This window comes from Bdellovibrionales bacterium (assembly GCA_016714165.1).
GTDB lineage: Bacteria > Bdellovibrionota > Bdellovibrionia > Bdellovibrionales > UBA1609 > JADJVA01.
In genome coordinates this window covers 1,158,486-1,170,126 of the sequence record JADJNU010000001.1, presented here as the reverse complement: position 1 = coordinate 1,170,126, position 11,641 = coordinate 1,158,486, and the positions used below count along the sequence as shown (strand labels likewise).

10 protein-coding genes are annotated in these 11,641 nt (G+C 46.8%); all 10 read right to left on the bottom strand.

Translation table 11 applies throughout. The features are described 5' to 3' along the window. Positions 1 to 20: 20 nt before the first annotated feature. The gene (locus IPJ71_05235) at positions 21 to 695 is read right to left on the bottom strand and encodes a hypothetical protein (protein MBK7843088.1); all 675 of its coding nucleotides are present in this window, start codon (positions 693 to 695) and stop codon (positions 21 to 23) included. Next, complete coding sequence (locus IPJ71_05230; GenBank protein ID MBK7843087.1) at positions 696 to 1,973, bottom strand: pilus assembly protein PilM; 1,278 nt, start codon at positions 1,971 to 1,973, stop codon at positions 696 to 698. A gap of 452 nt (positions 1,974 to 2,425) precedes the next feature. Beyond that, positions 2,426 to 3,712: a general secretion pathway protein GspK gene (locus IPJ71_05225; GenBank protein ID MBK7843086.1), complete on the bottom strand. Its 1,287-nt coding sequence runs from the start codon at positions 3,710 to 3,712 to the stop codon at positions 2,426 to 2,428. Beyond that, positions 3,663 to 4,568, bottom strand: coding sequence for a prepilin-type N-terminal cleavage/methylation domain-containing protein (locus tag IPJ71_05220; protein ID MBK7843085.1), 906 nt, complete (start codon positions 4,566 to 4,568; stop codon positions 3,663 to 3,665). The genes IPJ71_05225 and IPJ71_05220 overlap by 50 nt, the downstream gene beginning before the upstream one ends. Continuing rightward, positions 4,565 to 5,152 carry a type II secretion system protein gene (locus IPJ71_05215; GenBank protein MBK7843084.1) on the bottom strand — a complete coding sequence of 196 codons (588 nt, stop codon included), beginning with the start codon at positions 5,150 to 5,152 and terminating at the stop codon, positions 4,565 to 4,567. The genes IPJ71_05220 and IPJ71_05215 overlap by 4 nt, the downstream gene beginning before the upstream one ends. Further along, a complete protein-coding gene (locus tag IPJ71_05210) occupies positions 5,149 to 5,847 on the bottom strand; it encodes a type II secretion system protein (protein MBK7843083.1) in 699 nt (232 codons plus the stop codon). Before IPJ71_05210 ends, IPJ71_05215 begins: the two co-directional genes overlap by 4 nt. Continuing rightward, the gene (gspG, locus tag IPJ71_05205) at positions 5,798 to 6,247 is read right to left on the bottom strand and encodes a type II secretion system major pseudopilin GspG (protein ID MBK7843082.1); all 450 of its coding nucleotides are present in this window, start codon (positions 6,245 to 6,247) and stop codon (positions 5,798 to 5,800) included. Before gspG ends, IPJ71_05210 begins: the two co-directional genes overlap by 50 nt. A gap of 38 nt (positions 6,248 to 6,285) precedes the next feature. Further along, positions 6,286 to 7,506: a type II secretion system inner membrane protein GspF gene (gene gspF, locus IPJ71_05200; GenBank protein MBK7843081.1), complete on the bottom strand. Its 1,221-nt coding sequence runs from the start codon at positions 7,504 to 7,506 to the stop codon at positions 6,286 to 6,288. 28 nt (positions 7,507 to 7,534) lie between these two features. Then, positions 7,535 to 9,223: a type II secretion system ATPase GspE gene (gene gspE / locus IPJ71_05195; protein ID MBK7843080.1), complete on the bottom strand. Its 1,689-nt coding sequence runs from the start codon at positions 9,221 to 9,223 to the stop codon at positions 7,535 to 7,537. A gap of 50 nt (positions 9,224 to 9,273) precedes the next feature. Next, positions 9,274 to 11,622, bottom strand: a complete 2,349-nt coding sequence (gspD, locus tag IPJ71_05190; protein MBK7843079.1) for a type II secretion system secretin GspD — start codon at positions 11,620 to 11,622, stop codon at positions 9,274 to 9,276. Positions 11,623 to 11,641 lie beyond the last annotated feature (19 nt).

Below are 11,641 nucleotides of genomic sequence, written 5' to 3'. Positions count from 1 at the left end.
CGAGCAATGAAAGTCATTTGTTACTTCTCTCCCCTTTTTCTTGCGCGAGGCCCCTCGGATTCAGGTTTCTTTTCGGGCTGAGGAAGTGAATAGCTAATCAGCTTGAATACTGTGTCAAAATAGTGAGGGTCTTCAGAAGAAGCGGCTATCTCGAGGCCGGTCATTTTGACGCTGCTATCGAGGTTTTGCAACTGATAACCCAAATCAATCACCTGGCGAAGATTGAGTTTTTTGAGTTGGACTTTCAATCCTTGCTGTTGAACGGTTTTCGGGGCCAAGGTATTCTCAGGATCTCCCTCGGGAAGACTCTCCAATTGACCTATTTGGGTTTCTAGTAGTCCGGCCTGTGAAAGGCTTGCTTTGGCCTTAGATTCCATTTCGCTGCTATCTAAGCCCTGTGGCAGAGGCGGGCCGCTCGCTAGGCTACGAGTTCTTAATAAGGCACGAATGAGACCGCGGTGTTCCTCAAACTCTGAGACAAAGTTCCTTGAAGAAGATAAAAACGAAAATGGGATGCTTAACAAAATAATGAGAAGAAAGATCAAAGATCCAATGATGATTCCACGTTGAGTCTTCGCCGGAAGAATCTCGAATTTTTCTCGGAGATTATTGTAATAGGAGCTCTCTTCGATGGCGTCTTTGACCGTATTTAACATTTCGGTCACTCTATCTTTGATATCATCGAGATTTAGCACTTAACTGCCCTTTATTCGTTCAACGCGAAAACGCAAACCAAATGTAGATTTTCCACTTTGAATTTTCACTGTCGGATTAAATTTTTCAATTTTTCCATCGAGAGAAAGTCCCTTCCAAGAGGCAACCAGAGCATCTACTTGAGAGGGTGAAGCGACGGAGCCTTGAATTTCGACCTGGTCGTTGTCGACTCGGACGGACGCCACATCAACCACGATTTTCTTCTTGCTTGGTGTCGACTCAGTGATCGATTTCAGGACATCCAAGGCAGAAGAGATGCTATGAACTTTTTCAGCCAGTTTGCGATTTTTTGCTTCATTTTCCTTTTCTTGAATGTACTTTCGAATATTTGACGAATTGGCTCGTGCCCCTTTTAGCTCTCCGCCGGTGATGTTTTGTGCTTGTACTTTTAACTGCTCAAGAGCGTTCTCTGTCATAGTTTCAGAGAAGGACTCGCGTAATATGGACCAAATGAGGAGAGCGGCAAAGCTCACGGCAGCGATTGTGAGTGTATGTCCCCACTTCTCCATGACACGCTTGAAGGTTTGACTCTGCTTTGCGAGGACTCCACGAAGCAAATTAACCGCTGGATTTCTGGGGCGCTTGAGTCCTTCGATCGCCAAAGAGATGGCCACGGCTCCCGAAACTTCACCTGCACTGTTGCTTTCAAAATTAAGTGAGGCATTACCTGAGATTTCTTTCAGTCGATTAAACGGAATCTCTAACTTTTGAGTCAGATAGGGCCCTAAGTTTTGGAGCTGACAAGCCCCTTCACACAAAAATGCCTTTTCTATACGGATATTTTGGTCGGATTCAATTTCAAGGAGAGTGAGATGCAGTTCGTGGGCCAATCCATCAACCACATCCTTGATCGTATCAGAAAAGGAAATCTGATCATTGGTGGCTCCTACGTCCGAGGTGAGAATAAATCCCTTTTTACGTAATTCTTTGAGCGCCTCGACAATATGAATCTGGTATTTTTTTGCGAGAGCATTGGCGATATCCGTCCCTCCCCAGTCCAGGGTACGAATAGCTACCAGCCGATTTTGAGAGCGAACAATAAGGAAGGTCGATTTGTGTCCAATATTGAGTATGGCCTGAGCAGCATGGGGAGCAGATGGAGAAACGTCTGCCTCTGCCGCAAGAGGGGCTGGCTCTTGGATCGGAGGTTCACTCCAGTCTTCAAACAGATTAGCAAAGGCGATTCCCTCTGGGCAAATAATACTGGGGTCGATGCCCCCGTCGTGGGCCTTCTGAATTTGGGCCTTGACTCGAGCCAAAGGAGTTGTGCAGGCAAGAACTTCGGCAGCCAGGCCTTTGTACCGAGTGACCTTGCCATCAAAATGGCTCCATCACTTGAAAAAGGAATGTCGTCCTCTAGCTCAAAGGGGATGCTCTTTAGAATTTTATGACGTTCTCTAAACGGAAACTCACGAAGTCTGACAATGACTTGTTCTTGGGGCAAACCAAAGACAAAAAGAGTCGAAGAGTGATCGTTGTACTGGCTGCTGATCGTGCGTAAAATATCGAGAACTTCGATTTCTGTATCTTTGGTGGGATCCGTGCTCAAGGGAAATTCCTCGAGACGGGTGAGGGTGAAGGAGCGTTGAGTGGCCTCGACTTCTGCGATTTTCACGCTGAATCGGCCGATATCAATACCAACACTTCTCATGCGAGAGATCTCCATCCTCTAAAAGCTCTGATTCTTCATACGATTCGCATTCGTATGCTATCAGTTCTCATTCCAATATACTATAGTGGGCCGACCCTTCGGCGCATTTAATTTTGTTTTGGATGGCTTTTTGTCATCTGGAGGCTTTGATTTATCTTCGGCCCCACTGGGTGTGGGGTCACCACTGCCGCCGCCGCCACCGCCGCCACCAGCGGGTTCCTGTTCGTCTTTCTCGGCTTTGGTCAAGATTTCGATATACCTTTCCTTGATGTTGTCGAAATCAAAAGTCACAACCTCGATATCTCTCGAGACTCGGCCGAAGACACCTGTGGCTCTGATGCGAAAGTTAAGCTCCGCATCAAATGTCAGCGGGATTTTCGCTGGGTTGAATGAAGTTGTGCGGACTCCCAAGGACTCGATAAATCTGTAAAAATCATCAGTTGATTGAAAGGGACCTCCCTCATTTGAGTTTGAACGCCGTTTCATGATTTTGTCGACGATCTCGTCGGTCAACTGAGGGTCAAGAGATTTAAGAACTTCCTTCGCAGAATAATTGACGTTGATGCCTTTAGATCCGTAGACCGTCACACGTCTTGCCAAGACCTCGAAGAGTTCGTCCGTCATTCCCGCAACCATATGCATTTCTTTGAGGGTTTTGAAGGGAGCGCTTGGTGGAACGGCGTCGCTTTTAAAATCAGGATAGTAACCCTTCTCTGCTCCGCCATTGAGGCTCTGGCTGTCATCATCAACCCAGTCAATCATATTGTTGACGAGTTCTTCGAAATTAAAAGAACCGTAGCGTTTGGCAAATTTTTCGTTAGAGTCAACTTCAGCTTGAAAGACTTGAAGGATTTGTTGGCGAGTGGCCTTCACCAAATCTTTCGAGTCAGCTCCTAGGTCATTGATGTCTATTCTTCCCCCCTCGGATTCAATTGCAACCGAATAAGAGGCCTTCATGGAGGATTCTTTGACCACAGATTCAATCTGAGCCCTATCAACACCGTGAATCTCGTCAGGTAGCACGGGGGGCCACATGAAAGGAAACTGCCAAAGGGGGTCAAGCATAAATCGTGCTTCGCCGAGTTTATCGCCAAAAGCGGCTAAGGCTTTCTTGTACAAGTGTATTCGAAACAGACTTAGTTCGATAGCCGCGCGAGCGGCATAATAGGCCCGAATTCTTGAAACACCTTGAGTTGCAATATTGTTTTCAATGCTGGTACGATAGGAGACTTCGACGGCCAAAAAAGTCAGAATGGTCATGATGAAAATCGCCATCATCAAAGCGACACCACGAGAATTACTGAGCGGGGTCAGGATTTTCGTCAGTCGGGTTTTTCGCTTCGGCATTCTTTTCCTCTTTGGTTGGGTTGTTAGGAAATCGGACTGCTGCGACGAGAGTCATGCTCACGGGCTTTTCTGAAGGAATTGTCTTGTTGTGGTATTCAAGGGTGATTTCAACCGCGTAGGGAAAATTATTTTCCGAGTTGGCATCCCCTCCCTTGTTTGTTTTCCACTGTTTGGTCCATTCCTCCTCTTTGCCCGGTCCCAAGTAGCGAAGCTCAAAACGCAGCACATGCTCCAGTAAAACGGTTTCGGTACCCCCCTTTGTCACATCATCATCGATCAGCGGATCAATGCGTCTCCAAAGGCACTGGCTTGATTTTGTCTTATCGTAGCGGTTGCGGCAATCTCGCAAGAAATACCCGATTTCAGCTTGATCACTGGACCGATCGTCTTCTCGGATACGCGCATAATTGAGCGTTGTGAAATCCATTCGGTTCTCTTCGCCCATAAAATGTGTAAATATTTTTTGTTTTTTTGGTTTAAAGGGCTTGGTAGGTTCAGTCGGACTCGGAGGTGGCGGAGGAGGGTCCCCTGAAGGGGGTGGGTCTTTCTTTTGGGGGTCTTCTGGTGTTTTTGTTCCTTTTTTCAGACGCTCCAGGCGTTCCTTTTCGGATATATTATAGAGTTGAACACCAATGTCGCGGTAATGGAATGCGAGGTTTACATCACGCTCGATAATGCGCAAGGCGTCCCTCACCGTTGATTTGCGATCAATGTCACCTTCAACTTTGATTTTTGATTTCACAGCTCTCTGAACAGTTTCTGCTGTGTAAGCAGCGATGACAGCCAGAATGGCTGTGGCAATCATCACTTCCATGAGAGTCATACCGCTTTGTGAAAGAGTGGAGGTTCTCTTCATTTGGTTATTCCACTTCCATTTGGCTGAGGCTCATTTGGATCACCCCCTGGAGCACCTCCTGTCGGGATTTCGCCTCCTCCCCCAGGCATGGCAATTTCTTGATCCCAGTCGACGAAATATGTGGTCGCATCGTAGGTTGTAGTTTTGCTTCCTGATTTAAGAAGCACGCTAACGGTGACTTCTTTTACGGCCTTTGAAACAAACTCGGAGAGCTGCTTGATCATCGTGATGAGCATTTCGTTTGCGCCGCCATCCTTTGAAGTGAGGAGGGCCGAGAGGTCTGGCATTTGAAACTTCTGAGACTTGAGTTTCCAACGGTAATTAGGAAGATCGGCTCCAAAGTCTCCCTCTTCCTCTTCGGGAATCTCTGATACAGGGGCTTTCTGATATTTCGCTTCGATTTCTGTCATTTTTCTTTCAAGCAATGTGGCGACGTTGTTGGACAGAGTGATCTTGCGAACGCGGTTAAAGTTTCCTGACCAGGTCTGTGAGACGGTTATAATAACTCCCGTCAGAATAGCTATTGCGAGAAGGACTTCAAGTAAGGTGAAGCCACGCACAGAAAGTTGATGAGTGTTTTTCACTGGTCTCGTAGTTCCTTTAATTCCAAGCGTTTTGTGACAACCTCACCTTTTCCGGTCAATGGGTTAATGACAAAGGTCCAAGTTTCTCCCTCCGCGATTCGAAAATGGATGGCTGCTTCCTGGACGAGACCTTCTGGAAAAAAGTGAATAAAAGCGCGGCCGGAGGTGAGGGGTCGGTCACTGCCAGAGATTTCAATGTCTTCGAACCAAAGGGGAGAGGGCAAAACTTGCTTCTTTTTTAGAATTGTTTCGTCAATAGCAAAACCATCCGTATCGATGGGATTTCCATCTTTGTCTTTTTCCTCCTCGGAGCGATCAGACTTCGAGAGAAGAACTCGTGAGGAACTCTTTTCGATCCAATACTGATGCTCAGACTTGCCATTTTCAGCTCCATCCTTCATGTCGATCACGATGCGGTAAGTTGCGTTTTCAAGACGAGCTCGGTGGCGAATTTCGCGAGAGAGGACGGTAAATCTTCTGATCACTTCTTTGAGTTGGTTATTTTTGTTTCCAATGCGAGGAAGAACCATGACAACGATAGAAGCCATGATTGCGACGACAATCATGACTTCTATGAGCGTAAAACCTGCATCGTCCCGATTCTGGTCCCGGCGGTACAAGCTCCTCCTTGCCAAGGAACAGAATCTAGAGATTCTCAGAAGAGATATCTTCGTCTTCGCCAGTCCCGCCTTCACGTTTATCCCCACCCAAAGATTTCAAGACGTATGAGTTGCCCTGGGCCTCATAGACATATTCATTGTTCCAGGGGTCCCGAGGAACTCTTTTGATGTAGGGATCAGGTCCCCAGCCTGAGCAGCTGGGCTCTCCACTCGGAGCTTGCACCAGGGCCGAAAGACCTTGATCTGATGAGGGATAGAACGCGCAGTCTGCGTAGAACATATCCAGGGATTTTCCGAGTTCTGAGATCTGTAACTTCGCTTCGCCTATTTTGGCCTTCTTTAATCGACCCATCACAGTCGTGGCAAGAATTGAAGCCAATCCCCCAAGTATTAATAGCACGATCATGATTTCGACCAGTGTCATGCCTTTTTGATTTGGGTTTATCGCCTTAATTTTTTTAATCATGTTAACCATTTCAACCTCCGAAAGCTTAACAACAATGAGTGGTCATCCTAGCCGCCAATGTTAGACATTTCAAATATTGGGATCATGATGGAAAATACTATCACCCCAATAACGCAACCCATCAAGATAAGCATCAAAGGAGTGAGAAGAGAAGTCAGGCCTTCAACGGCATTCCGAACTTGGAAGTCATAGGCATCGCTGACCTGCGTCAGCATATTTTCCAGTTCTCCTGTTTTTTCACCAATATTGATCATGTGAATGACGATAGGAGGAAACTGACCTGACTTTTTAAGGGGTCCTGCAATAGATTCTCCTTCACTGATATTTTCACGGGCGTCATCGAGAGCTGTTGCCAAGACTTCATTGTCGACAACGTTTCGAACAATGGACATGGCGGTCAACATCGGAACCCCTCCTCTGAGCAGAGTCGAAAGAATTCGGGTAAAACGAGAAACCGCCACCATCCGAGCCAGTTTGCCAATGGCCGGAAGTTTTAAAAGTATCGCATCCCATTGTCCGCTGCCACTGGGGGAGTTTTTCCAACTCTTGAAGACAAAAAATACGGCGAATATGATCACCGTAATCACGTGCCAGTAATTGACCAACAAGCCACTAAAATCGATCACCATGACCGAATACCAGGGCAAGGTCATTTCGGGATTTGACTCAAAAACAAGAACCATTTTTGGTATCACAAAAACGAATAATACGGACAGCATCGCCAACATAAAGACCATCATGAGAACTGGATAGATCATGGCAGATTTGATTTTACTGTTGAGTTCATTTTGTGATTCTGTAAATTCCGCCAGTCGAAGTAAAATGACATCTAATGTTCCTGACATTTCTCCGGCTTCACACATTGAGACAAAAATGACATTAAAGATCTTGGGGTATTTCCTGAGGGACTTGTGAAAAGGAGATCCTTCATTCACATTATTTTTAATATCTGCAATCACTTCAGAGAGCATCTCGTTTTCAACCTGCTCAGACACGGCCCCGAGACTATCGACCAATGGGATATTGGCCTTGAGCAGAGTCGCTAACTGTCGAGTCATCATAGAGAGATCATTGACGCTGACACCCTTGTTGTGTCCGGCTTTCTTGACTTTTCCTTTTTTGACGGCTTTTGATTTATCCTTCAGATCGATGACAAAAACGCCATCCTTTTTGAGTTTGGCGCGAGCCGTGCGAGCATTTTCGGCGTCGAGGGTTCCACGCAAATTTTTTCCGGCCTTATTGAGGCCCTTGTATTCAAAGAGTGGCATGACTAGGACCGCCCTTATAATTGATCATTTAGGCATCAACCTGAGTATTTGTAAGGACCTCTTCGATACTTGAAATTCCCTTTAAAACTTTTTGGATGCCGTGCTCGCGAAAGGTTTTCATTCCATCACGAAGAGCGGCCTTTTTTATCGTACCGCCGTCCTGCCTCTGCATGATAAGGGTCCGAATTTCTTCGGTGATGAGAAGTAACTCTTGAATGACAGTTCGTCCGATATAACCTTTTTGATTGCACTCATTGCAGCCCACAGGCCGACAAATATTGGCGCCGCGAACTTGGCTTCTCGTTAGATCCAGGCTTGCCAATTCAACATCCGTGGGTTCATAAGTTTGTTTGCAGTGAGGACACAAAATCCTCACAAGTCTTTGCGCTATCACTCCAAGCAAAGAAGTCGCAATTAAAAAAGGCTCACAGCCCATGTCAATGAGTCGCGGAAAGACTCCAGCAGAATCGTTGGTATGAATCGTTGAAAGAACCAAGTGGCCCGTGAGTGAGGCGTTGATCGCGATGTCTGCGGTTTCGAGATCTCGAATCTCACCGACCATGATGACGTTCGGGTCTTGTCGCAAAATCGATCTCAATCCCGTCGAGAAGGTGAGCCCGATTTTCGAATTGACCTGTATCTGCCCGATTCCATGAATTCGCTGCTCCACCGGATCTTCGACCGTAATAATATTCTTATCAATTGAGTTAATTTTTGTGAGACAGGCATAGAGTGTCGTTGATTTTCCGCTTCCTGTTGGTCCCGTAACCAGAAAAATCCCATACGTCTTCGAGAGAAGGTGACTGATATTTTTAAGACTATCTTCAGAAAATCCCAATTGCTCCAATTCGAGCACAACATTCGATCGATCCTGAAGACGAAGGACAAGTCGCTCTCCGAAAGCCGTGGGGACTGAACTTACCCTCACATCAATGTCTTTTCCAGCCAGCTTCAAAGGAATCCGGCCATCTTGCGGGAGGCGTTTCTCGGCAATATTCAAATTGGCCATCACTTTTATTCGAGAAGTGATTGAGTTTTGCAGTTTTTTTGGCGGCTTAAAGATATCGAAAAGAATCCCGTCAATACGAAATCGAACAACCATGTCTTTTTCGTAAGGCTCCAAATGAATATCGGAAGCCTTTTCTTTCACCGATCGAAAGAGCAAGGTATTGACCAATTTAATCACGGGAGCATCGTCATCTCCGGCCTCCAGGAGATCAATAACTGGGTCATCGAGGTCGTACTCCTCGCTTTCGATATCATCGAGGCCTTCAAGAGCCGCGGTGCTCTTTTCATAGACTCGGTTGATCGCCTCCTGGAGCTTCGCACTTGTCGTGACTTTCACTTCTATGCGTTTGGAAAACAAAACACGGAGGTCATCCAATACCTTGAGATTAATAGGATTTGAGGTCAAAACGACGAGATTATCTGTCTCGAGCCGAAAAGGGAGAACCTCGTTGTTCTTGGCATAGTTGATGGGAATATCCCGAATCAAATCGACGGGTATATCTCCGTAGGGAATTTCTTTGATAAATGCCACTTCCAAAAAGTCGCAAAGATCAGCAAGGGCTTCCTCGGGATTGTTGTAGGCCTTCGTTTCGAGCACCTCTTTGAGGGATCGTCCGTTTTTATCCAATAGCTTGAGCAAAGACGGGAGTTGTTCCGCCGTAATGCCCGTACCTTTAATAAGAAGCGTTTCGTAGTTATGAGTCGCCATATTCCCCGCTATCGTATCCAGATTCGAGGCTTACAGCAAGGGGCCCCTCTTTAAAAGGATTCAACGGCCGGCTCCTCCAAAGGCTCAGGAATTTCTCCCGGTTCTGGTTCCGGTGCGACCGAAATCTCATCTGGGTTTTCAGGGGGGAGCTGCTTCACGGCTCCGCTCGAACGCTTTCTTGAACTCGATCGACTGTTGCTTGCGCGTCGTGGGAGCTTGTCAATGATCTCCCCATGGGGATCTCTGCCGCCCATAGAATTCTTTATAAAATCAATTCGCTCATTGATTTTGAAGTTGAGTATATCAGCGTTATCCTGAGAGTCTCGGACAATTTGAGGAGTGATAAACACCACCAAATTTGCTTTGCTTTTTTGGCTATTTTTTCCTTTGAAAAGCCAACCCAGAATGGGGATGTCTCCCAGTACCGGAATCTTTGTGACTTTCTCGGTTTCAGAGTCCGACATGAGCCCCCCGAGAACCGCCGTGTCTCCTGAGTTGACGACAATCTGCGTTTTGATGAGTCGCTTGGTGGTTGCGACCGCTGCTTTCCCAAGGTCGCCCTTGACCTCTGTTTGAGAGAGCTGAGCCACATGTTGTTCTATTTTCATTTTGACTGATTCAGTGTCGGGGCTAATAAAGGGCGTGATGATTAACTTTATTGTGACATCTTCACGATTGGCAGTTGTGGAGACGTTCCCCCCCACTGCCGATTGATTTTGGCTGAGGTTAACTGGAATTTTTTCTCCCACCTCGATCGTCGCTTCTTCGTTGTCGAGAGCCATGATTTGGGGAGTCGATAGAATATTGCCACCGGCAGAACTTTTAATGAATTTGACGAGGCCAACGAGACTGGACACAGTTGCCGTTCCACCTGCTGTTTTGAGCTCAAAGGTTTGTCCACTGCCAAAACCCAGAATTCCTCCCAAATCACCGGCGGGATCGATGAGTGAGCCGATGGACTCGCCGGATCGAAAACCCATCCGTCCAATTCCATTGCTGCTTCGGTCAAAGGCGTAGTAATCAACCCCCCAGTTCTGGCCGTTGGTAGAATTCATTTCCATGATGATGGCTTTCACAAAGACTTGATCCCTGGCGATATCAATTTTTGACAAGATATTTTTGACGATTTCATAATCTTGCTTGCTGGCCGTGACGATCAGGCTGTTTGTGTTCTTGTCGGCAGCAACTTGAACTTCGCCTCCGAAGACGCGAGCTCCCTGCGAAAGGGGATTCGCTATACCAGTGGGATTGTTCGGCGCCCCGCCTCCGGCTCCTGCGCCGCCTGCTTTTTTTGCTTCAGCCGCGATTCCATTGAGGACCTTTTCGATCTGTTCTGCTTCGCTGTGTCGGACATAATAAACAAAAACTCCCCCCTGGTCCTCGGGACGGAGTTTAAAGTCAAGCTTTGCGATCAGCTGATGAATTTTGGCAATACCCGCTTTGTTTCCGACAACGATAATGGAATTGGTCCGATCGTCGTTCACAACAAGAGAATAGGATTCGGCACCCGAACCGCCACCTGTTTCACTGCCAGAACTGCGCCGAAATTGAGGCACTCCCGAAGAAAACCTGTTTGAACCACGTTTTTCACCCTTGTTGATGATCTGATCGAGAAGGTCGGCCACGTCTTTGGCTTTGGCGTAACGGATACGGATAACAGTCAATTGCTCTTCGAATCCAGGCACGTCGAGTTGATTGATGATATTCATGACCCGCTCTATGTTCGAGCCATAGTCAGAAATAATGATGGAGTTGGTTGGCGCATACGGGACCATTTCTCCATCTTTGGAAGGGAGAATGCGGAGCTCCTTGTTGACGTCCGCTGCATTAATATACTTGAGTTTAATGATTCGTGTGATGAGTTGATCTGAGTTTGGGAAGTAGTTTCCAGAGTAGGTTTCGATGCTATCGCGTTGGGCGTTTCGAGCGGCTTTGATCTTCAAAAATTTTCCTGAGGGAACCACGGTGTAACCGTTGATCGCCAGAGCTGACAAAAATGCTTTGTAGGCCTCGGCGACAGAGACTTGAGTTGGGGCGATAATTGTGATTTTACCTCGGACCTGAGGGTCGACGATAAAGTTTTTTCCTGTCAGTTCAGAAATGGCCTTAATGACGTCCGAAATTTCAGCATTAGGATAATCGAAACTTTCAATTAAATCTGGAAAATTTTCGTTCGTGATATCTTCTGGATTAGCGAACGCGAAGGCCTTTTTCTTAGGATCTTTTTCGTCGGGACTTGGTTTGTCTGTGGGCGCAGGCTGAGCTTGTCCGGGGCTGTTTTCCAGCGCTCCCGCGGCACTTTCTGTCTGGGCCTTGGCCTCATGAAATTGCGTCAATGGGATCATGAGAACAAGGCAAAGGACGGCAAATGTCGCAATCAGAGTTATTGTCGCTTTCATGGGGATCCTTCCTTCTCAC